The sequence below is a fragment of the Mesorhizobium sp. WSM4814 genome (genome assembly GCF_055811595.1).
Genome location: NZ_JBVVQT010000022.1, coordinates 1 through 21,445, shown reverse-complemented (window position 1 = coordinate 21,445; position 21,445 = coordinate 1). Strand labels below are relative to the sequence as shown.

19 protein-coding genes are annotated in these 21,445 nt (G+C 61.0%); 13 read left to right on the top strand and 6 right to left on the bottom strand.

Features of this window, described 5'->3' with window-relative positions:
- Positions 1-20 precede the first annotated feature (20 nt).
- The 3 genes from AC0L2V_RS25850 to AC0L2V_RS25840 all read right to left on the bottom strand — a co-directional run bounded on the left by AC0L2V_RS25850 (position 21) and on the right by AC0L2V_RS25840 (position 3,598).
- A complete protein-coding gene (locus tag AC0L2V_RS25850; RefSeq protein ID WP_473521559.1) occupies positions 21-1,130 on the bottom strand; it encodes an epoxide hydrolase family protein in 1,110 nt (369 codons plus the stop codon).
- Positions 1,131-1,270: 140 nt separating this feature from the next.
- Positions 1,271-1,891, bottom strand: coding sequence for an NADPH-dependent F420 reductase (locus AC0L2V_RS25845; RefSeq protein WP_287218194.1), 621 nt, complete (start codon positions 1,889-1,891; stop codon positions 1,271-1,273).
- A gap of 72 nt (positions 1,892-1,963) precedes the next feature.
- Positions 1,964-3,598 carry an NAD(P)-binding domain-containing protein gene (locus AC0L2V_RS25840; RefSeq protein ID WP_473512448.1) on the bottom strand — a complete coding sequence of 545 codons (1,635 nt, stop codon included), beginning with the start codon at positions 3,596-3,598 and terminating at the stop codon, positions 1,964-1,966.
- Positions 3,599-3,715: 117 nt separating this feature from the next.
- Between AC0L2V_RS25840 and AC0L2V_RS25835 the strand changes: the two genes are divergently transcribed.
- On the top strand, positions 3,716-4,273 hold the full coding sequence (locus AC0L2V_RS25835) for a TetR/AcrR family transcriptional regulator (protein ID WP_473512446.1): 558 nt from the start codon (positions 3,716-3,718) through the stop codon (positions 4,271-4,273).
- A 162-nt stretch (positions 4,274-4,435) separates the two neighbouring features.
- Here AC0L2V_RS25835 and AC0L2V_RS25830 read toward each other — a convergent pair whose 3' ends face one another.
- Positions 4,436-5,035, bottom strand: coding sequence for an NADPH-dependent F420 reductase (locus tag AC0L2V_RS25830; protein WP_473512444.1), 600 nt, complete (start codon positions 5,033-5,035; stop codon positions 4,436-4,438).
- A gap of 73 nt (positions 5,036-5,108) precedes the next feature.
- Positions 5,109-5,843, bottom strand: coding sequence for an SDR family NAD(P)-dependent oxidoreductase (locus AC0L2V_RS25825; protein WP_473512443.1), 735 nt, complete (start codon positions 5,841-5,843; stop codon positions 5,109-5,111).
- A gap of 227 nt (positions 5,844-6,070) precedes the next feature.
- Between AC0L2V_RS25825 and AC0L2V_RS25820 the strand changes: the two genes are divergently transcribed.
- Complete coding sequence (locus AC0L2V_RS25820; protein WP_473512441.1) at positions 6,071-7,027, top strand: LysR family transcriptional regulator; 957 nt, start codon at positions 6,071-6,073, stop codon at positions 7,025-7,027.
- A 227-nt stretch (positions 7,028-7,254) separates the two neighbouring features.
- Here AC0L2V_RS25820 and AC0L2V_RS25815 read toward each other — a convergent pair whose 3' ends face one another.
- Positions 7,255-8,235 (bottom strand): GlxA family transcriptional regulator, encoded by a 981-nt coding sequence (locus AC0L2V_RS25815; RefSeq protein ID WP_473512439.1) that lies wholly within the window; start codon positions 8,233-8,235, stop codon positions 7,255-7,257.
- A 202-nt stretch (positions 8,236-8,437) separates the two neighbouring features.
- Here AC0L2V_RS25815 and AC0L2V_RS25810 point away from each other — a divergent pair, with 202 nt between their 5' ends.
- The 11 genes from AC0L2V_RS25810 to AC0L2V_RS25760 all read left to right on the top strand — a co-directional run.
- Positions 8,438-9,124 (top strand): GntR family transcriptional regulator, encoded by a 687-nt coding sequence (locus tag AC0L2V_RS25810; protein WP_473512437.1) that lies wholly within the window; start codon positions 8,438-8,440, stop codon positions 9,122-9,124.
- Positions 9,125-9,591: 467 nt separating this feature from the next.
- The gene (locus AC0L2V_RS25805; RefSeq protein WP_473521558.1) at positions 9,592-10,503 is read left to right on the top strand and encodes a dihydrodipicolinate synthase family protein; all 912 of its coding nucleotides are present in this window, start codon (positions 9,592-9,594) and stop codon (positions 10,501-10,503) included.
- Positions 10,496-12,013 carry an aldehyde dehydrogenase gene (locus AC0L2V_RS25800; RefSeq protein WP_473512433.1) on the top strand — a complete coding sequence of 506 codons (1,518 nt, stop codon included), beginning with the start codon at positions 10,496-10,498 and terminating at the stop codon, positions 12,011-12,013. Before AC0L2V_RS25805 ends, AC0L2V_RS25800 begins: the two co-directional genes overlap by 8 nt.
- The gene (locus AC0L2V_RS25795; protein WP_473512432.1) at positions 12,010-13,341 is read left to right on the top strand and encodes an NAD(P)/FAD-dependent oxidoreductase; all 1,332 of its coding nucleotides are present in this window, start codon (positions 12,010-12,012) and stop codon (positions 13,339-13,341) included. The genes AC0L2V_RS25800 and AC0L2V_RS25795 overlap by 4 nt, the downstream gene beginning before the upstream one ends.
- A gap of 84 nt (positions 13,342-13,425) precedes the next feature.
- Positions 13,426-14,277, top strand: coding sequence for a glycine betaine ABC transporter substrate-binding protein (locus tag AC0L2V_RS25790; protein WP_473512430.1), 852 nt, complete (start codon positions 13,426-13,428; stop codon positions 14,275-14,277).
- A gap of 92 nt (positions 14,278-14,369) precedes the next feature.
- Positions 14,370-15,461 carry a quaternary amine ABC transporter ATP-binding protein gene (locus tag AC0L2V_RS25785; RefSeq protein ID WP_473512429.1) on the top strand — a complete coding sequence of 364 codons (1,092 nt, stop codon included), beginning with the start codon at positions 14,370-14,372 and terminating at the stop codon, positions 15,459-15,461.
- 14 nt (positions 15,462-15,475) lie between these two features.
- Positions 15,476-16,324, top strand: coding sequence for an ABC transporter permease (locus AC0L2V_RS25780; RefSeq protein ID WP_473512428.1), 849 nt, complete (start codon positions 15,476-15,478; stop codon positions 16,322-16,324).
- Positions 16,321-17,181: an ABC transporter permease gene (locus AC0L2V_RS25775; protein ID WP_473512427.1), complete on the top strand. Its 861-nt coding sequence runs from the start codon at positions 16,321-16,323 to the stop codon at positions 17,179-17,181. The genes AC0L2V_RS25780 and AC0L2V_RS25775 overlap by 4 nt, the downstream gene beginning before the upstream one ends.
- 18 nt (positions 17,182-17,199) lie before the next feature.
- Entirely contained in the window at positions 17,200-18,198 is a 999-nt protein-coding gene (locus AC0L2V_RS25770) for a 4-hydroxyproline epimerase (protein ID WP_473512425.1), read from the top strand.
- A 2,607-nt stretch (positions 18,199-20,805) separates the two neighbouring features.
- Positions 20,806-21,102, top strand: a complete 297-nt coding sequence (gene groES / locus AC0L2V_RS25765) for a co-chaperone GroES (RefSeq protein WP_473521557.1) — start codon at positions 20,806-20,808, stop codon at positions 21,100-21,102.
- Positions 21,103-21,164: 62 nt separating this feature from the next.
- On the top strand, positions 21,165-21,445 hold a 281-nt coding region (locus AC0L2V_RS25760; RefSeq protein ID WP_473521556.1), incomplete at its 3' end, for a TCP-1/cpn60 chaperonin family protein.

Genomic DNA, 21,445 nt, shown 5'->3' with positions numbered 1-21,445 from the left:
AGCGGAACACGCTTGTTCGTTCAGATCGCGGCGAGCGCGATCTTTCGCAAATCGTCGGCGTAGAGTTCCGGCGTTTCCCAGGCCGGAAAATGCCCGCCACGCGGAAAGACGGTGTAACTCTGCACATTGTAGAGCCGCTCGGCCCGCTCGCGCGGCGCGAGCGCCAGATCATGTGGCCACATCGCGACGGCGGTGGGGACATGCACGAAGTCATCCGCCCGCAGCGGCGGCCGCAGCCGGGCGGCATCGTAATAGTAGCGGACAGACGACCCGATCTTGTTGGTCATCCAGTAGATCGTCAGAGCGTCAGCCAGGTCTTCGAGTGGCCAGACAGAGAAGACGTCGCCATCGCAGTCCATCCAGGCCCGGAACTTCTCGACAATCCACGAGGCCAGGCCAACAGGACTGTCGGCAAGCCCAAAGGCGAGAGTTTGTGGCCTCGAGCTCTGGATCGCCTGATAGCCCCCTTCCTCCCGGCTCCACAGTTGGAGGCGCTCGTCATAGTCGATCTCGGACTTCGACAGGGGCGACGCATCTTCTGGAATCGGCTTCGGCGCGACCGTCGAGACATGGAGAGCCAGCAAACGCGCCGGATGCCGAAGCGCTATCCGGGTGGCAAGGCCGGAGCCGATGTCAGTCCCAGCCACGACGAACCGCCCATAGCCCAGCATCGTCATTAACTTCGGATAAAGGTCACTGGGCTCCGCCTCGTAGGGCCGGGTTGGCCTGTCCGAGTAGCCGAAGCCGGGCATGGTGGGGATCACGACATCGAACGCCGGCTTTCCCCGGGTAAGCAGCGGCGCTATACGCTGAAACTCCACGAAGCTGGACGGCCAACCGTTCATCAGCAGTAGCGGGATCGATCCACTTTGTGCGCTGCGAAAATGCAGAAAGTGTATGCCGTGGCCATCGACCGTCGTCCGAAAATGAGGCAGCTGGTTGAGCCGATCTCGCCGCTGTGCCCAGTCATAGCTGTCACGCCAGAAATCGATGAACTGGTTGAGGACGCCGCGCTCGGTTCCCATGGTCCAGTCGTCAGTTACCGCGTCGGCCCAACGCGTCCGTGCGAGGCGGCCACGAAGGTCAGCGGCCTGGTCCGGATCATAGGGAATCTGGAAGGGAGTGATCATGATTGATTCCTTGGCTGTAGTGCAGCAGAAGACCGGCCGACCGGTCCAATACGAATTGACCTCCGATGTCCGCTCCAAACGTGAGATGACTTGCTTCCAGTGGTATTGCGGATCTGCCGGTGAGGGCTGATGTCGGTGATTCAGCCGATATCGACGTTCATGGCGAAGTCCCAGGTGCCGGCGCCGTTTTTGGCGAGGCCAATCATCATCAAACCGAGCGCCTCCAGCGTCTGGGCCATGTGCAAGCCGCCCACGTCGAGCGGACGCAGCCCGAGACTCTCGAGGAACGTCGAGACGCGCGCTTTCGCCTCCGCATCGTCGGCTGCGATGAACGCGTCGAGGCGTCCACCCTTCGCAAGCACGTGACCAAAGATCGTGTTGAACGCCTTCACAACATGCGCGCCGGCGGGGAGGCCCTTTGCGGTCTCCTGCGCGCCAGAACTGCCGTGGGGCGTGACGAGGCCGGAGAGGTCGGGGGTAACCGGGTTGGCGATGTCGACGATTACCTTGCCATCGAGCGCTTTCCCAAAGTCGGCTACCGCCGCCGCTGCACCGCTGTACGGCACGGCGAGGATGACGATGTCGCCCGCGGGGGCGGCTCCGTATATCCCAGTGGTCGCTCCAGCTCCAAGTTGGTCGGCGAGCGCCCGCGCCTTGGCGGGGTCGCGGCTGACAACCTCGACAGTGTGTCCGGCCTTGGCGGTACGGACCGCGATAGCGGCGGCCATCGTTCCTGAGCCGATGATGCTGATAGTGCTCATGTGTAGTCTCCTATTGAGTGGGGGTATTGCTGGTGGTCGCTAGACGGGGGATCCGTTTATTGGTTTGACGAATTACGGGATCGCGATACGACCCGCCGGAAAGTAATGGCCGTTGTCGAGGTCCTCGATCAGGCCCGGCTGACCTGGATACCAGCCGAGAGTCTGGCGGGTGATGGCGTTGGACGCCGGAAGGTCCAGCGCGACCAAATTCGCGAGAAAGCCGAAGAAGCCAGGCAGCATCAGTACGTCCGCAGGGATGGGCACAGCGGGCATGCCCATACGGCTGCCAATGGCCTCGGCGATCTCGCGGAACCGGATGCCGTCGCCCTCAATCCCGTGCCAATATTTGCCAGCCGGCCCCTTCTCCAGCGCCAGGCGGAAAAGGGAGGCCAGGTCGCGGGCATGCACAGCCGGCCAGAGGTTCGCGCCGTCACCGGGGTAACCGATAACGCCCTTCTCCTTCGCGAGACCGATCAGCAGCTGGAGGAAGCCGGCATCGGTCGTGCTGTGCGCGATGGGAGGAATTCGGACGACCGAAGACCGCACGCCCCGCTCCGCGAGGCCGATCACGGCGAGTTCCACGGCGTTACGAACCCGCAGGGTGCCCTTGTATGCTTCGCCGCCGGGAAGAGCCGGATCTTTCTCGGTGGCTGGCCGGCCCAGGCCTTCCCACCCCGCCGAGCCGATGCTCCCCGAGACGACGAGCGGCTTTCCGGTCCCCGCCAGCGCCTCGCCGTAGGCGAGCATGATCTGGAGCTCCGCAGCGGCCACGGCGTCGATCCCGCCGGACGGAAGCAGATCCTGCCTGTGCGCGACGTGGATGACGCCGTCAGACTCCGCCGCCGCCGCCTTGAGCCCGTCGAGGTCGGTGATATCCCCGCGACGTACCTTGGCGCCGAGCGCCGACACCGCCGTCGCGGACGTGTCCGACCGGACCAGGCCAATGACCTCATGTCCGGCCGCGATGAGCTCGGGAATGATGTGCGAACCGATATGACCGGTCCCGCCAGTAACTAAAACGCGCATGCTGCTGCTCCTTGGGTAATGTGATGCGAGACGTGGTGCCGCGGGCTCAGCCGAGAGGCTGACGCGGATTGAGAAGTTGGTATGTTTGATGGAGCGGGTCATGAGGCCCAGCCACAGCATGCAGGCGTGCTCCAGCGTCCGCGCCATAATCAGCCGCCCGGTATCCATCGGACGTAGCCCGAGGCTGTCGATGAACGCCGAGACGCGCGCCTTCGCCTGAGAGTCGTCCCCGGCGATGAACACGTCCAATGGATGGCCCCCGATAGGACCGGCAGCCAAGACCTGGGCGTTCTGGGTGTTGAACGCCTTGACGATAGTGGCATTGGCAGGAGCAACCTTGGCGATCTCCTGCGCGCCGAAACTGTCTTCAGGAGTCAAGAAACCCGTGAAGTCGGATTTGATGGGGTTGGTGATGTCGACGATGAGCTTGCCTGCCAGTTTTTCGCCGTACTGCTTCACCACGTCGAGAACGGCCGAATAAGGAACCGCCAGGATGACAATGTCCCCGACCGGGGCGGCGCCAAACGTTCCGGTCGTCGCGCCGGCTCCGACCTGCTCGGCCAGCGCCCGCGACTTGGTGGCGTCGCGGCTCATCACCTCGACGGTGTGTCCGGCCTTGGCGGCAAGATCGCCGATCGCTGCGGCCATACCGCCTGAGCCGATGATGCTGATAGTGCTCATGTTCGTGTTCCCATGACTTCGCTTTTCGGGTTGCCGGAAAGCGCCTCCGGCTCCATATACACTTGTGGACCACTGATCCGTATATCTGGATCACTGATCCGATTATCAAGGTGACCTATGCGAGCCGACGCCAAAAAAAATTACAGCCACATCCTTGCGGTCGCGCGTGAGGTCGTCACCCAGCACGGCGCCGACGCATCGATGCGCGATATCGCCCGTCGAGCCGAGGTCGGGTTAGCCACGCTGCTTCGTCATTTCCCGACGCGAGAAGCCCTGTTCGACGCGCTGCTGTGTACGAATCTGGACGCACTGACTCAGAAGGCAGATGAACTCGAAACGTCGAACTCACCCGACGAGGCGCTCATCTCCTGGTTCCAGGAATGGTTGGTGTTCGCCCAAAGCTATAGGGGCGTCGTCGCCATGATGGCCGCCGCCCACACGAACCCGGACTCCGCTCTTTATGCTTCATGCGCTGCGGTGCACTCGGCGAGCGCGCGACTGCTGCTCCGTGCACAGGCCGAAGGCGCGGCGCGGCCCGACATGAATGGGGATGACCTGTTCGCCCTGATGACGGCTCTCGGATGGGCGGTCGACCAACCCTCATTCGCGCCGCGGGCCGATCATCTCTTTCGCATCATTACGGGCTCCATCCTGGCGAACCCGTCGACCGGATAGGCTTCTGCTGCGCTCGACCGTCAAAACTAAGTATTCATCATACTGCTGACGAGAGGCGGAGCACTTCATCCTTTGCTTCCAGGCGTCACCTCGGCCGCACGCATCGGATCATGCTCGATCCGATGCGTGCATCGTGTCCCTGCCGGTGGGACGTCATGTTCATCAGTCGAACTTGACCAGGTCCTTGAAGATCAGCCGGCCCCAGCTGTTCCCGCGCGCCTGCACGAGCAGTCCGCCTTCCGAAAGCCCGCCTAGCTTGATCGGCGCGAAGCCGAGATTTTCCGCGAGCGTACCAATCTGCGCTGCAGCGTCTTCATCGTCGCTCGCCAGGAACACGACTCTCTTGCCACCATGTACGGCGGGATCTTGGTCAAGGGTGGCAGTGATCAGATGGTTGAAGCCCTTGACCAGTCTTGCACCAGAGAAAGCCTGCGCTATGAACTTGGAAGACGGCTGTCCCCCCAGTTCCTCAGGGGGTACGCCATAGGCATTGGTCGCATCGACGATGGTCTTCCCCTGCCAGGTGGGCAGCGCGTTCGCGACATCCGGGTGCGCCTCGAAACGAACTGCCAAAAAGATGATGTCCGCTTTGACTGCCTCCGCCAGCGTCTTGGGGATGATCGTAGGCCCGATCGCGGCCGCATCGGCTGCAAAGCTTTCCGGGTCGCGCGTGGTTGCCACGGATACGTCGATGCCCTTGCGGGCAAACGCCTTGGCCAAGCCCTGGCCGGTATTGCCGAAGCCGATAATTGCGTAGCTCATGTTTATTTTCCTTTGTTTTACCACGCCCGGTCGGGCGCTGAATATCGAATGGAACCCGTCCAGGCGAAGCGGGTCAGAGTTGGGCTAGGCCGCCGTCGACGGCTACCTCGCTGGCGGTCATGAAGCTGCTGTCCGACGAGGCGAGGAAGGCCGCCGCCGCCCCGAGCTCTGCCGGATCGCCCATGCGCTGAAACGCAGTCATTGAGCCGTAAGCCTTCAAGCCGCCCTCTCCGAGCGCTTCGGTCGCGAGTTCGGTCGCGATGGCCCCGGGCGACAGGACGTTTACCCGGATGCCGGTGCCCTTGAGATCCTCTGCCCAGGTTCGTGCGAGGTTGCGCACAGCCGCCTTGCTTGCGCTGTAGGCGGTGAACGCCGGGGCGCCCGTGGTGCCGGCGCTCGATCCGGTCAGGATGATCGAGCCGCCTTCGCCCATCAGCGGCAGCGCCTTCTGGACCGTGAAGATCGTACCCTTCACATTGACGTCGAAGGTTTCGTCGATGTGCTCGGCGGTGATCTCGCCGAGCTTAAGCTGGCTTCCTACCCCAGCGTTCGCAAAGACGATGTCGAGGGTTCCGCGCTCGGTCTTCACCGCCGCGTAAAGCTTGTCGAGATCGGCCTCATCGGAGACCGAGCCCTGCACCGCGCGGGCATTGGACCCGAGCTCGACGAGGGCGGCGTCGAGCGCATCCTGCCGACGGCCGAAGATGAAGACGAAAGCGCCCTCCTCGATGAAGCGCTTTGCAGCGGCGAGGCCGATGCCGGTGGCGCCACCCGTGATCACGGCGGTCTTTCCATTCAATCTGGGCATATCGTGTATCCTTCGTTTCGCTATTTCGGGTCTTTGACCGTACGGGACGTCTTCCCGAGAAGCTCAACATGGCCCTGCCGAAGTCAGCCAGACAGTGAGCAATAGCGCACATCGGTGGTGCGAAAACGATCCATACCGATAATCAAACGCCACGATGTTCGCGCAAACTCCGGCTCCGTATGTTAGAATGAGCATCGGAAGCCGACTGCGCGGCGCGGAAATGCACCATGATCGACTGGGATGACGTTCGCTACTTTCTTGCCGCCGCGCAAGGAGGCTCAGTGCGGGCCGCCGCCAAACGTCTCGGAGTGAACCACGCGACCGTGCTGCGACGCATCGCCCAGCTCGAGGACCGCCTCGGGGCGCAGATGTTCGAAAAGCTGCCTTCGGGCTACCGCTTAACAGCTGCGGGCGAGGAGGTCCTCGAGTTCGCGGACCAGATGCAAGCGTCGTCGCACCAACTGGAAACGCGCGTCTTGGGGCGCGATCAAAGCGTGCGCGGGCTTCTGCGGGTGACGCTGCCGGCGCCCCTCGCAGCACACCTGCTCATGCCGGACTTCGCGGATTTCGTACGCCTGCATCCGGGCATCGAGATGGAAATCTTGTCGTCCGGCGAGCTGGCAAACCTGACCAACCGAGAGGCCGACGTGGCGATCCGCGTCGTCTACGACCGCGAAGCCCTGCCGCTCAATCTTCACGGCCTGAAGGGGCCGGAGCTGTTCGGCGGCTTCTACATGTCCGGCGATCGACTAGCCGAGTGGCAGGCGGGCGGGCCGGATCCCAGGTGGATCGCCATAAGCGGTCATGGAGTACCGGACTGGACCCGCGAGGGAGAACTTCGCACGACTGGGACTCCGTTCCGGACTATGGATTTCGAAGCGCAGATCGCGGCGGTCCGGCAAGGTATAGGCATCACGACGCTCCCGTGTTTCGTCGGAGATACCGATCCCTTGTTGGAGAGGGTGCCAGGTACCAACCTACACCTGTATGGACCGATCTGGGTTCTCACTCAGGGGGAGACACGCAAGACGAAGCGCGTGCGGCTCCTCACCGAGTTCGTATCCCGCAAACTCGCCGCCTACGCCCCACTTTTAGCGGGGCTGTCCATATCGCGCGACCGACGCGCAGGAGATCGCCGGCGACGCTTGCCGGGTCGTGCTTGTTTAGGGGAAGAATTGGGGTAAATGCGGGAACGTCGGCTTCTGTCGCAAACTGACGTACAACGGTGCAAGCGGGAATGGCTGCAAAGTCCATGGGCTGTCCAGCCTTCTGCCTCGCGCAGAAATGGAAGAGACGACGCACGTTCTCCGGGTATGATGGATACCAAGGCGCGCCCGGTTTCTCGCCGAAGTCGAACGTTCAATCGCCAACGCAAAGCTGTCATCATGGCCGTCACCGGCAGGGTGATAAATCATTCTTTTGCGGGAATGCGGACCGAGCGGGTCGGATGCCTAAGGTGGGTAGGCGTCATACCGGTGTGCTGACGGAATACCCGGCTGAAATGACCAGCATTCTCGAAACCGCATCGGTACGCGATTTCCCCTATCTGCAAGTCGCTGTCTTCCAGCAAAGACTTCGCATAATGCACGCGTAGCGCGAGATACGCCGCCATCGGGCTGACACCCAATTCAGTTCCAAAAACACGTTCCAGCTGACGCCTGGAACAATTCAACTGGGCTGCGATCTCGGTGATCGAGACTTTCGCCTGGAGATTGCTTTCCATCAACAGCAGGGCCCGCTTGACCGCACGGCTCGACGCTTCGGGAAAAAGATCCCCGACGGGTTGCACGTCTCTGATGTTTCGAATGCGATCAAGGACGAGTATCTTGGCGGCTTTTTCCGCCGCTTTCTGACCGATGAATTGCGACACGAAAAAGCCGGCAAGGTCAGCCGCGCCCGTGCCTCCGGCACATGTTGAGCGGCCACGGTCGACGGAAAACAGACTATCGGCATGCGCGTTCACGTCGGGGAACTCAGCCCGAAAATCCTTGATGTGGAACCAGCTGACGGCGGCGCTATAGCCATCTAGCAAGCCGTAACGGGCAAGCACGAAACTTCCCGTGCAAAGCGCGGTAAGAGGCACTCGTTTCTCGGCGGCCCGCAAGAGGAATGCCTCTTTCTCTGAACTGAGGGCACGGTTGGTGTCGAGCAGGCCGCCGACCACGACGACGTTGTCAAAGTCCTCCGGATTGCCGATCTCCTTCGTCGGAAGCAATTCGACGCCGCAACTCGCCCTGATCGGCAGGCCGCGTTCGCCGACGATCTGCCAGTCGAATTCGATCTTGCGGCTCCGGTCGCCCTCATCGCCAGCCAAGCGCAGCGTGTCGATGAAGAGCGAGAGCGGCGAGAGGGTAAAGTCGCGAACCAGGAGAAACGCGAACTTCTTGGGCATTCCTTTTTCCTGGGCTATCGTTGGGCCTTGCTCGATCGCAGTGGGACGGATTCGGCTGTCTCCCTTCTGGCGGGTGAGCCATCGATGACGGGTTATATATTGTGTACCAAGAAAATACAATCCGTTGACTCGCTGACCACCGCATGCGATTCTTCCTGTCGCAATAGATGTTTGACTATCAGAACCATTCCGAAGGTGCGCAATGAAGGGCAGCAAGGGCAATCTCTACGATGATCTGAAGCGTCGCATCCTGACGATGGAACTTGATCCTGACGAGGATCTCGATGAGATGGCGCTAAGCGAGCGCTACGGCCTTTCGCGGACCCCGGTCAGGGAAATCTTCCGCAGATTGGAGGGCGAAGGATACATCGAAATTCGGGCGAACAGGGGAGCCCGGGTTGTTCCGATGAACCATTCGACACTTCGGCATTTTTTCCTGGTCGCGCCCATGATCTACGCAGCGATCGGCCGATTGGCCGTCCAGAATTTCAAACCATCACAGCTTTCGGATCTGAAGGACACACAGGAGCGTTTCCGCAAGGCAAGTATGTCCAGCGACGCGCTTTCCATGGTGCTCGAGAACAACCGATTTCACGAGATCATTGGCGAGATGTCCGGCAATGTCTACCTTCAGCCAAGTCTCGGCAGGCTTTTGATAGACCACGCTCGTATCGGTCACACCTTCTTCCGACCACGCAACGCTGACATGCGCAAGCGACTCCAGATAGCGGTCGAGCATCACGACGGCTTCATCTCCGCTATCGGCGCTCACGAAGAGGACGCCGTTGTCGATCTCGTGTTCGAGCACTGGGAACTGTCGCGCGAAAACATGGAGATGTTTATCGCGCCCCAAGGATTGAAGGCGGATGCACTCGTTGGCGATTCTTGAACGCAACGCCATTAGCGACCCGGCGAAATTCGAGGACCTCAACTTTCAGCACTAGCGCCTAACCCTCCGGTTAGAATCACACCCTTTTGCTGAAATCACCTTAAACGGCTCGAGATGCGCCGCTCGTTACTTCTGGTCTTGTGGGCTTGCCCCCTCTACCGCGACCCCGCTCTGGTCACGCGCTTAGGCAGTTTGCCGGCAGTGAAAGGCACAGGCACATTCAGCCGAACCCAGCCCGTCCCAGGCTCGCTCTTGCGAGCAGGTCGTGTGTTATCAAAATATAAATAATGTGTACATAGATAATACAATGCATTGACTCCCTCGCGGTCGTGTGCAATTTTCCAAGACATCAAGTGCGATCGACCGGTTCTGAGCGCTGAGAATTCTCGCATGAGAATTCGCAGACGGTCTCATGCGCCCCAAGGACGCATTGGTCGAAATGGCCACTCCACTGATGGAGAACTGTCTTGAAGTTCGAAGGTATCTACACCCCGGCCATCACACCTCTCGACCCGGACGGGGAGATAGACCGCGGCGCCTTCGCGGCGGTGCTCGAGTCGCTCATCGAAGCGGGCGTCCACGGCATCATCGTTGGTGGATCGACGGGTGAATACTACGCCCAGAGCACCCAGGAGCGCTTCGATCTCGCCGCCTATGCCAAGCAGGTGATTGGCACCCGGCTTCCGCTCATCATTGGAACGGGCTCTACCAAGACCGAAGACTCGGTCGAATATGCCAAGGCGGCAAAGGAGATCGGTGCTGACGCCATCCTCGTGTCGTCGCCTCCATACGCTCTGCCGACCGAGCGTGAGAATGCGGTTCACGCCCTCACTGTCGACCGCGCGGCGAACCTCCCGATCATGCTCTACAACTATCCGGCCCGCATGGGCGTGACGATGCGGGAGGACTATTTCTCCCGCGTCGGCAGGTCCAGGAACGTCGTCGCCATCAAAGAGAGCTCCGGCGAGATGGGCAACGTCCATTTGCTGGCGCGGAAGTTCCCCAATATCGCGCTCTCTTGCGGCTGGGACGACCAGGCTCTCGAATTCTTTGCATGGGGTGCCAGGAGTTGGGTCTGCGCCGGCTCCAATTTTCTGCCGCGCGAGCATGTCGCGCTCTACGAGGCCTGCGTGCTCGAAAGGAATTTCGACAAGGGCCGCGCCATCATGACGGCGATGCTGCCGCTCATGGATTTCCTCGAATGCGGAAAGTTCGTTCAGTCGATCAAGCACGGCTGTGAGCTGATCGGCCTCAAAGCCGGCCCCGTGCGGGCGCCGCTGCGTCCCCTCAATTCGGAAGAAAAGCGAACTCTCCAAACTGTCGTCGCCACCTTGAAGCGCACGGTCGCCCAGATCACGTCGGGAGCAAACCATGCATGAACCTTTGACCGCTGCCGAATACAAGGCGATCGCCGCGGACCTTCAGTTTCCGACCAATGCCTTCATTGACGGGGCGTTCCGTCCTGCAAACTCCGGCAAGACATTCAAGACGACCAATCCGGCGACGGGCGACACGCTTGCCGAGGTCGCGGCATGCGACGCTAGCGATGTCGATTTCGCCGTCGCCAAGGCCAGGCAAGCCTTCGACGACGGCCGCTGGCATCTGCGCTCGCCTGGCGAGCGCAAGGCCGTGATGCTCAAATTTGCGAAGCTCATGGAACGCAACCGCCACGAACTTGCGGTCATGGAGAGCCTCGACAGCGGCAAGCCGGTCCGCGAATGCCAGACCGTCGACATTCCAGACACGATCCACACCATCCGCTGGCATGCCGAACTGATCGACAAGCTCTATGACAACACGGCTCCCGTGGGCTCGAACGCACTGACCATGGTTGTGCGCGAACCGGTTGGCGTCGTCGGTTGCGTCCTGCCGTGGAATTTTCCGTTGCTGATGCTGGCCTGGAAAATCGGTCCGGCGCTTGCCGCCGGATGCTCGGTGATCGTGAAACCGGCTCAGGAGACGACGCTGACTACGCTTCGTGTCGCCGAGCTGGCGCATGAGGCGGGTATCCCAGCGGGCGTCTTCAATGTTGTCACAGGCGGCGGCAAGGATGTAGGCGAACCGATCGGCATGCATATGGGCGTCGACATGGTGGCGTTCACCGGATCGACACCGACGGGTCGGCGCTTCCTGCGCTATGCGGCGGACTCCAATCTCAAACGCGTCGTCCTCGAATGCGGCGGCAAGAACCCGGCTGTGGTTCTCGAGGATGCCGAAGACCTCGACCTCGTCGCCGAACAGGTGGTCAACGGCGCGTTCTGGAACATGGGCGAGAACTGCTCGGCCACGTCACGGCTCATCGTTCACGCCAGCATCAAGGACGAGTTGCTGCAGCGGATCGGCGCCTACATGCGCGAGTGGAAGACGGGCGATCCGCTCGATCCGGAAAATCGCATCGGCGCGCTGGTCAGCAAGAGCCATTTCGAGAAGGTGAAATCCTTCCTCGCTGACGTGAAGACCGAAAAGCTCGCCATCGCCCATGGCGGCGCCACGCACAAGGGCATCTACATCGAACCGACCGTCGTCGATGGTGTTACACCTGTGAGCCGCCTGTTTCAGGAGGAGATTTTCGGACCGATCCTTTCGGTCACCACGTTCAATTCGCTTGCCGAAGCCGTGGCGCTCGCCAACGACACGAACTACGGGCTGACTGCGTCCGTCTACACCGCAAGCCTGCGCAAGGCGATCAAGCTTTCGCGCGAAATCCGGGCGGGCGTCGTGACCGTCAACTGCTTCGGCGAAGGCGACGCGACAACGCCGTTCGGCGGCTACAAGGAATCCGGTTTCGGCGGACGCGACAAGTCGGTCTTCGCGCATGACAATTACTGTGAATTGAAGACGGTCTGGATCGACGTCTCGGATCGTTCGGTGGACGAGACCATCCGGTGAACAACATCGTCGTCAAGCGTCTTCCGGCGGAATCCGGAACCTCGGGATGGGAGGCGCTCAGCAGACGCAGCTTCCCCGTCCGGACGCTCGATGGCGACGTGTCGGCCGACTGGCTGATCATCGGGGCGGGCTTCGCGGGCCTTTCCGCGGCGCGGCGGCTGCGTCAACTGCGGCCTCGCGACAAGATCGTCCTGCTGGAGGCGGGAGAGATCGCCAAAGGGACCTCGGGCCGAAACTCCGGCTACATGATCGACGTCCCGCACAATCTGTCGTCGGGCGAATATTCCGTCGCCAGCGAAACCGCGACGAAGGTGGAGATCGCCCAGAATCGTTTTGCGATTTCCTTCGCCGCCGACGCCGCGGCGGAATACGGCATGTCCGTGCTCACCTTCGATCCGTCGGGCAAGATCAATGCCGCGGCGACAGAGCGTGGAATAAAGCTCAATGCGAACTATGGCCGCTCGCTCTCGAACATCGGCGAGGAGCACCGCTTCCTGGATGCGGACGAGATGCGGGAGATCACCGGATCGTCCTACTATCTGGGAGGTCTCTACACGCCGGGCGCCGTGATGATCCAGCCCGCCGACTATATCCGCGGCTTCGCCGCGGGGCTGGCATCGAAGGCCGATATATTCGAGCACTCGCCGGTGCTTGGACTCGAGCGCCAGGGCGGGATGTGGAGGGCCGTATCGCGTCGCGGAAGCGTGACCGCGCCGAAAGTCATCCTGGGCGTCAACGGCCATATCGAGGATTTCGGTCACTTCCGTGGTCGTTTGATGCACATCTTCACCTATGCATCGATGACTACCCTTTTCACCTTGCGGTCCACGGGCAAGGACAGGTGGGCGTTGCTTCCGGCCGATCCAATGGGGGCGACCGTCAGGAAGATCACAATCGATGGGTCCTCGCGCATCGTGATTCGGACGCGGTTCACCTACGACTGGGGCGTCGAGGTGGGCGAAAGGCGCTTGGCCGGGATCGCCGCCGAGCAGCGGACTTCCCTGGACGCCAGGTTTCCCGACCTCAAGGACGTGCCGTTCGAGCATGTCTGGGCCGGACGGCTTTGCCTCAGCCGGAACCATGTGCCCGCCTTCGGCGAAATCGAACAGGGCCTCTACTCCGCGTGCTGTGAGAACGGTCTCGGGACCGTGAAAAGCACGCTCGCGGGCGTCATGGCCGCCGATCTGGCGACCGGTACCCGCTCGGACATGCTCGACAAATTCTCGGATCAGCCGGAACCCGCGAGGCTCCCACCGGAGCCGCTCGCATGGCTCGGCGTCAACACCGTGATCCGATTGCAGGAATTGCGTGCAGGCCGCGAGGGATGAGCCCCCGCCGCGCAATATGAAGACTGAGCCGACCGCAAAGTCTTCAAATGAGAATGGGAACGATAAACAAAAGGAGTGAGTAGAATGAAGACGTTGTGGAAAGCGCTCTGCGCTGCCGCGATGGTCGGTATGACGATGTTGTCCGCCCACACCGAAGAAAAGACCATTACCGTGGGCACGATGTCCTGGGAGGACCTCACCCCCATCACCGGCATCACCAAAAAGGTGCTCGAAGATTCCGGCTACACCGTGAAGGTGGTGGACTTCTCCGAATGGGGCATCGCCTACGCCGCGCTGAGCAAGGGCGACATCCAGATCCTCGCCTCGCAGACCGATTACGTCGCCCAGGACTATTGGGACAAGAACAAGAAAAAGCTCGAGAAGATCTCTCCGGTTTCGCATGGCCTGTTCCAGGGCGTGGCGGTGCCGAAATACGTGACGATCGACTCCATGGACCAGCTGAATGACAACGCCGACAAGTTCGGCGGCAAGATCGTCGGCATCGAGCCGGGATCCGGCCTGATGCGCGACACCGCGAACTCGGTGAAGGCATACGACCTGAAACTGCAACTCGTGGAAGGCAGCACCGCTGCCATGACCGCGGCGCTCAAGTCGGCTGTCGACCGCAAGGAATGGATCGCCGTCACGATCTGGGAGCCCTCCTGGATGATGCAGAAGTATGACGTGAAGTTCCTCAAGGACCCAAAGGCGGTCTTCCCACCGCCGCAGAGCTACTATTGGATCGGCAAGAAGGGCTTCTCCGCCGACAATCCGCATGCACGCGAAGTGATCGCCAGCGTCTACGTGCCGCTTGCCGACATCACCGCGATCAACTCCGCCGTCAACGAAGGCAAGACCATGGACGAGGCCATCAAGGCCTGGACCGACAGCCATGCCGACCTCCTGAAGCGCTGGGAGAACATCAAGGCCGAATAATTGTCGAAACGGCGGGCCGCCGACATCGGCGGCCCGTCCCGGAGCTATGAAAACATGAAGGGCCGCCGCCAAGCCGGCCCGTGGGGAAAGCGATGAACACTGCGATGAATGCCACCAGCGAAGTTCTGGTCGACTGCCAGTCCGTATGGAAGATTTTCGGTGGTCGTGCCCAGACCGCCGTCAAGGCCATAACCGAACGTGGGCTATCCAAGAAGCAGGTGCTGCAGGAATTCGACTGCGTGGTGGGTGTCTCCGACGCCAGCCTGCAGGTCCGCCGCGGCGAGATCTTCTGCATCATGGGGCTCTCGGGGAGTGGCAAGTCGACGCTGATCCGGCTCCTCAATCGTCTGATTGAACCCAGCCTCGGCAAGATCACGGTGAAGGGAAAGGAGATCGCCAAGCTGAGTGCGGCCGACCTTCGCGATATGCGCGCCCGCAACATCGGCATGGTGTTTCAGAGCGTGGCGCTTCTCCCTCACCGGACGGTTCTCGAGAATGCCGCCTTCGGTCTTGAGGTACGTGGCGTTGCGAAAGACGAGCGCAACAGGATCGCTCGTGCAACGCTCGAAAAGGTGAGGCTTGCCGACTGGACGTCGCGGTATCCCGCCGAACTGTCCGGCGGCATGCAGCAGCGCGTCGGCCTCGCTCGGGCGCTGGCGGCAGACCCCGAAATCATCCTCATGGACGAACCGTTCAGTGCTCTCGACCCTCTGATCCGTCGCCAACTGCAAGACGAATTTCGCAACCTCACCAAGTCGCTCGGCAAGTCGGCCGTCTTCATTACCCACGACCTCGAGGAAGCCATCCGCATCGGCGACCGCATTGCCATCATGAAGGACGGTGTCATCGTCCAGGTCGGAACGGCTGAGGAGATCGTAACCAAACCCGCCGATGACTACGTCTCCGATTTCGTGGCGGGCATATCCAGGATTCACCTGGTCAAGGCGCACTCCGTGATGCGACCCGTAGCCGAGTTCAAGAGTTCGCACCCGCATTGCGACGTCAACGCGCTGCTTCGGACTTCGCCGGAGGCCGACATCGGCGAACTCATCGACCTCACCATGAAGTCCGACCGCGATGCGGTCGCGGTCATCGAGAACGGCACCGTCGTTGGTGTCGTCACCATCCGTGGCTTGCTGCGCGGTGTTGCCGGGGCGCCCGCGGGAGAACTCGCCGCGGCATAAATCGGGAGATCGAAATGGACACTGCATTCATTACGGACACTTTCGATGCCTGGACGGACACCGCGCTCGGTTGGATCAGCGACAACGGCGAATGGTTGTTCGACTTTTTCAGGACCGTGCTTGAAGGGACTTACGACGGCGTCCTTTGGCTCCTGCAGCTCGCACCGTTTTACGTGATCGCGATCATCGCGGCACTGCTCGGCTGGCGATTGATCAACGCCCTGTCCGGCGTCCTCGCGGGACTTGCCCTGATCTTCTGCGCGGTCATGGGGCTCTGGACCGAAACCATGAGCACATTGGCCCTAGTGACCACCGCCACCATCCTCGCCCTTGTCGTCGGTATTCCCACCGGGCTCGTGGCCGGTTTCGTCAGGTCGTTCGACCGATTTCTCGAGCCCGTGCTCGACCTGATCCAGACCTTGCCGCCTTACATCTACCTCCTCCCTGCGATCGCGCTGCTCGGCTATGGGCCGGCGACCGCGCTCGTTGCTACCGTCATCGTCGCGATGCCGCCCGCCATCCGGCTCACGTCCCTGGGCATCCGGATGACGCCGCACGAATTCATCGAGCTCGGCCAGGCAACCGGCCTGACACCTTGGCAGATGTTCATCAAGATCAGGCTGCCTTTCGCCATCCCAAGCGTGATGGCCGGGATCAACCAGAGCCTGATGATGGCGTTCGGGATGGTCGTCATCGCCGGCATCGTCGGTTCGGGAGGTCTCGGAGAGACGATCTACACAGCCGTGCGTACGCTCGACATCGCCACGTCGATCAATGCCGCGATCGCGATCGTCATCCTGACCATGGTGCTCGACAGGTTCACGCAGAGCGCGGCGCATCGCGCCGAGGGAGGCGCAAGATGAACCCTGATCTGTTCCGGTTTTCGCCGGGGGCTTACCTGGCCCCCGTTGTGGATTGGCTGAACAAGAACTTCCATCCGTTCTTCGACACGGTGACCAAGCTGATCGAGGCGGTGCTGGGCGGCATCGAAACCGCGCTGCTCTATCCGCCGCCTTACGCGACGATCGCAGTGGCTGTCCTTCTCGCCGCATTCTTCGTCAGCGTCCGGGTCGCGGTGGTGACCGCGATCGCGCTTACGTTCTGCTTGCTGGCGGGCTTTTGGACCGCTTCGATGCAGACGCTGGCGCTGGTGACGGTTGCGGTGATCATTTCCGTGTCGATCGCCTTCCCGCTTGGCATCCTGGCATCGCGCTACAGGAAGTTCGAGGCCGCGATCCGACCGGTGCTGGACATCATGCAGACCGTGCCGCCGTGGGTCTATCTCATCCCTGCCGTGATGATCTTCAGCCTCGGCCGCGTTCCGGCGATCATCGCCACCATTGTCTACGGCATACCTCCAATGCTGCGCCTGACCACCCTGGCCTTCAACCAGGTGCCGAAAGACCTCCTGGAACTCGGGCAAGCCACCGGCGCCTCGCCGCGGTCGATTCTGTTCAAGATCGAAATTCCCTCGGCTACCCCGACACTGCTGGTCGGTCTCAACCAGTGCATCCTGTTGTCGCTGGCCATGGTCGTCCTGGCCGGCCTCGTCGGAGCAGGCGGTCTCGGAGCCGAGGTGACGCGGGGATTGACGCGGATGGAAATGGGCCTCGGCCTCAGGGCTGGGCTGTCGATCGTCGCCGTCGCCATCCTCCTCGACAGGGTCTCCAGGGGAGTGCTGCAGCGCAGCCAGGCGCCTGGTGCGGCGAAGGCCGCCTGAACCGAAAAGGGAATTCCCGTGCGCCGCAGTTTCTTCTGTATCGATTGCCACACCTGCGGCAATCCGGTGCGCCTGGTCGCCGGAGGTGGTCCCCTGCTGCCTCATATTCCCATCGCCGAGCGGCGTGACCTGTTCGTACGCGATCATGACTGGATCCGGCGGGCACTGATGTTCGAGCCGCGGGGGCACGACATCATGTCGGGTGCGATCATCTATCCGGCGTACCGCGAGGACTGTGATTTCGCCGTCATATTCATCGAGGTCAGCGGCTGCCTGCCGATGTGCGGCGCCGGCACGATCGGTCTCGTGACGGCAGCAATCGAAGAAGGCCTGGTAACGCCCAGTGTGCCGGGTAAGCTCTCGATCGAGACTCCGGCCGGCAGGGTTGATATCCAGTACGAGAAGCCTGGTGAGTTCGTGGACTCCGTCCGGATGTTCAACGTTGCCAGCTATCTGCATGCCGCTGATATCGCCGTCGAAGTCCCTGGTCTCGGTCGGCTCATCGTCGACATCGCCTATGGCGGCAACTACTATGCTGTCGTCGAGCCGCAGAAATCATGGCAGGGCCTGGACGGCATGTCGGCGAGCGATATCGTGGACCTCAGCCGCAGTCTTCGCGATGCGCTCGAGCCGATCTGCGATCCAGTCCATCCCGAAGACGAGAAAATACGCGGCGTGCACCACGCCATCTGGTGCGATGCGCCCTCGAGCAGCAACGCCGACGGCCGCGGCGCGGTGTTCTACGGCGACAAGGCGATCGACCGTTCGCCAGGCGGGACTGGAACTTCGGCGCGCATGGCGCAACTCCATGGCAAGGGACGACTGAAGGTCGGCGACACCTTCCGCCAGGAAAGCCTGATCGGCACTGTGTTCGAAGGCCGCGTCGAGGCGGAGGCAGACATAGGTCCCTTCAAGGGCATCAAGCCCAGTGTCGGCGGCTGGGCGCGGATTATCGGCCACAACACGATTTTCGTCGACGATCGCGATCCGTTGGCCCACGGATTCCAGATCCGGTGACGACATGCTCGCCTCTTCTTCGCGCCCCGCAGCAGAGCGTCCCAATACCTTCCGCGACCATTGTCGCTGGTCCAAACCCGCCTATTTGCGCGCCGCTGTACGCCAAGGCTCTACGCGGTTCTGAGGACGCTTTACATTCGCGCTTAGCCGCGTTTCAGTGTTGCCAGGTTGCTACGGAAGGGCGATCGAAGCGGTAAAGGATAATTGGTGCAGGGACACTGGCAGAGACGCTGACGTGCTAGGCCCTCGTTGTTGCCGCCGTTTCCCCTATTCCCACTCAATGATCAATTATGTCTATAACTGCTTGTTTCGATTGAGAAAATCTTATCATCTTCCAAGGAATACCGTCAAGAATACCGTCAGATTGTTAGGCTGTTGAAAAGACTAAAACAATGTGGTCGCCGTCGCGGTATGCACACTTTTGACTGCATTATTTACGACAGCCATTCGGCGAGGTCAAAGCCGGAGTTCACAGACCATAAGGCAAGGACGGTCTTGCTCATGCTCGACAGCCCTAGGTCGAGTCATCTCCTGCCAGCCCATTCCCGTCTAGGGTGTCGTGTCGAATCCTGTCGATCCTCGATCGACCAAAGCTTCGCATTCTCATCTGCTGTGACATTGTGTGGGCACACCTTTTTGAGGTTGTTCATTGGCAAGTCTTTGATGCTTGAAATTCTTCGGTGCTAGCAACATCACGTAATACGCTGGCAGGTTGACGACAAATCTCCTGTTCGATGGAGCTTGTCGTGCATTTTTTTGGATGAATCACCGTGCTAGCGTGGACACATAGGCCCAATGATCCTCTGTCCTTCAACGTTTCCGCTTCGGAAGACGACCCAAGAAAGGCTTTCTCGGCAGTACTTTCGCGTACTGAAGTACGGAAAAATTAGAATGCCTCTCCATCTGGTCGGGGAAACGATCGAGAAGACACGCAGAGACGGGCAAACTGGTGAAGCTGATGCGCGGCATCTACGTCGATGCCGATGATGCATCGACACGGTGCTCCTCCGACACGCTGTTCGCATGTCCCAATATCCGGGCGGCGGCGGCAGGCCCAGGGTACCCAGAAGGCCAAGCAGGAAGGGCGCTACCGGGAGCGGCCTGAGGACCAGGAGCGCAATGCGGCCATAGTGAAGATGCTCGAGGCGGGCCAGTCCTGGAACAACATCGTGGCCGCAACCGGGGCCTCCAGGAGCACCTTGGCTAGGCTGGCGAAGCGGAGCCATTTAGCGCTCCCCTCGCCACGTCATACATAAGCAGGTGGTCCGTACCGTCTGCCCTACGCACTCCAACCGCTGGACAAGGATAGCCCCGCCAGCGCGTGCTCATGTCGGTCTGAGGTACCGCCACCGGGCAGCCTCTCGGCGTCTGGCGGTCGTCTCGCCCGGGCCTGTGTCGTGAAACCGAAGGGGCACGGGGGATGGGTCGTAAGAAAATTTGGCCCGGATATTCACCCCTCCTTTTGACCCCGTTGAACCCGCTCACCCGAATTGTCTATCCGAGCTAGCCCAAGCGGCCGATTTGGGGGCGATCTTTATCGGCTACTAATGACCTGTCGCTTGACGCTGGGGTCTATTGGGTGGGCACTCGTCATTGGGTGGGCACGCGCGTCAGGCCGGAGTGTAGGCTGGGGTACGGAAGTCGCAATCTTTGAAGGCCCGTCCCCGGCCGCACTCTTGAGACACCCGCCCGGGTGGCCTTGGGGGCGGCACTAGCCGGTGTAAGACTGACAGGGTGCCCAAGGCTCCGCTGTCTGGGTCCTGTCATTGCTCAGTCACTATTTAGTTGTGCTGCCACTGCACCCTGCAAAGGCAGCTCAAAGCAGCGGGGACTAACCCCAAGCCCCCCGCCCGGTCCCCGCTGCTCATTTACCGTCGCAATGACGTCAGGGCCCGCGTGACCACCTACAACATCGCAGCACACGCCAGTACCCGGCATGATCGTCAAGGCTTTCCGGTGCCGTTGCGGCTCAACGCGCTGCGTTCACGGCGGAATTCGTGAAGGGAGAGATTCGCGCGGTGGGCGCACTGGACGGGCGCGCCATCTTGTCTATCTAATCGCCGACGCAAACCTCACCACGGAACAATCCACCTCGATCACGAAATCCCAAACACCGTCCTCAAAACGAGCATTCCTCTCGACCTGCTGATCGGAACCTACCGAACAAGCAAATTGCGAGCACCTTGCTTTAGGATTGCCAGGCGCTTCGGCGGGCATTTGCAGACCATCGATTGCGATAAGCGCTCCTTTTGGCGATGCCACTTAGGTTATGATGAATTGCAAAGAGCTCAAGACTGTGTGGCTGGCCATCGATTCCGGCCGACTGCTCGGCCATTAATTTCACATAATTTCACATTCCAAACAGAGACGAAAGTTGGCCCAGAGCTTACGGCCGAAACGCTCGCTTACGCAGTTGGATGCACCGTAACGGGGGCGAGGCTTCCGCGCCTATTCCAAATCCTTTGCTCTTCGGCCGACCCCTCGTCCGTCTTGACTAGTACGAGCCCACAGCCTATTTCAGCGCCACGTTAGCACTCTCCACTGGCGAGTGCTAACCACGCTCCGGCAACGGAGAACCTTTCAACCTCCGCACCAGGGATATCCAAAATGGCAAAGTCGAATTTCCGGCCGCTGCATGACCGCGTGGTCGTTCGTCGGGTCGAATCCGAATCCAAGACCTCAGGCGGGATCATCATCCCCGATACGGCGAAGGAAAAGCCGCAGGAAGGCGAGATCATCGCCGTTGGTTCCGGCGCCCGTGACGAAGCCGGCAAGCTCGTCCCGCTGGACGTCAAGGCCGGCGATCGCATCCTGTTCGGCAAGTGGTCGGGCACCGAAGTCAAGCTCAATGGCGAAGACCTTCTGATCATGAAGGAATCCGACATCATGGGCATCGTCGGCTGAATCTCGGCCTCACCATCACTTAAACCCCAGGGCTCAATTCAAGCCCCTGCCAGGAGCTAAAAATGGCTGCCAAAGACGTAAAATTTTCCCGCGATGCCCGTGAGCGCATGCTGCGCGGCGTCAACATCCTCGCCGACGCAGTGAAGGTCACGCTTGGCCCCAAGGGCCGCAACGTGGTCATCGACAAGTCGTTCGGCGCACCGCGCATCACCAAGGACGGCGTCACCGTCGCCAAGGAAATCGAGCTTGAAGACAAGTTCGAGAATATGGGCGCGCAGATGGTCCGCGAAGTTGCTTCGAAGACCAACGACATCGCCGGCGACGGCACCACGACCGCGACCGT

Coding starts and splice junctions, on each gene's coding strand:
- AC0L2V_RS25785 (WP_473512429.1), top strand. CDS start 14,370: ATGAACACTGCGATGAATGCCACCAGCGAAGTTCTGGTCGACTGCCAG.
- AC0L2V_RS25775 (WP_473512427.1), top strand. CDS start 16,321: ATGAACCCTGATCTGTTCCGGTTTTCGCCGGGGGCTTACCTGGCCCCC.
- AC0L2V_RS25790 (WP_473512430.1), top strand. CDS start 13,426: ATGAAGACGTTGTGGAAAGCGCTCTGCGCTGCCGCGATGGTCGGTATG.
- AC0L2V_RS25820 (WP_473512441.1), top strand. CDS start 6,071: ATGATCGACTGGGATGACGTTCGCTACTTTCTTGCCGCCGCGCAAGGA.
- groES (WP_473521557.1), top strand. CDS start 20,806: ATGGCAAAGTCGAATTTCCGGCCGCTGCATGACCGCGTGGTCGTTCGT.
- AC0L2V_RS25845 (WP_287218194.1), bottom strand. CDS start 1,891: ATGAGCACTATCAGCATCATCGGCTCAGGAACGATGGCCGCCGCTATC.
- AC0L2V_RS25825 (WP_473512443.1), bottom strand. CDS start 5,843: ATGCCCAGATTGAATGGAAAGACCGCCGTGATCACGGGTGGCGCCACC.
- AC0L2V_RS25800 (WP_473512433.1), top strand. CDS start 10,496: ATGCATGAACCTTTGACCGCTGCCGAATACAAGGCGATCGCCGCGGAC.
- AC0L2V_RS25840 (WP_473512448.1), bottom strand. CDS start 3,598: ATGAGCACTATCAGCATCATCGGCTCAGGCGGTATGGCCGCAGCGATC.
- AC0L2V_RS25830 (WP_473512444.1), bottom strand. CDS start 5,035: ATGAGCTACGCAATTATCGGCTTCGGCAATACCGGCCAGGGCTTGGCC.
- AC0L2V_RS25835 (WP_473512446.1), top strand. CDS start 3,716: ATGCGAGCCGACGCCAAAAAAAATTACAGCCACATCCTTGCGGTCGCG.
- AC0L2V_RS25815 (WP_473512439.1), bottom strand. CDS start 8,235: ATGCCCAAGAAGTTCGCGTTTCTCCTGGTTCGCGACTTTACCCTCTCG.
- AC0L2V_RS25780 (WP_473512428.1), top strand. CDS start 15,476: ATGGACACTGCATTCATTACGGACACTTTCGATGCCTGGACGGACACC.
- AC0L2V_RS25850 (WP_473521559.1), bottom strand. CDS start 1,130: ATGATCACTCCCTTCCAGATTCCCTATGATCCGGACCAGGCCGCTGAC.
- AC0L2V_RS25810 (WP_473512437.1), top strand. CDS start 8,438: ATGAAGGGCAGCAAGGGCAATCTCTACGATGATCTGAAGCGTCGCATC.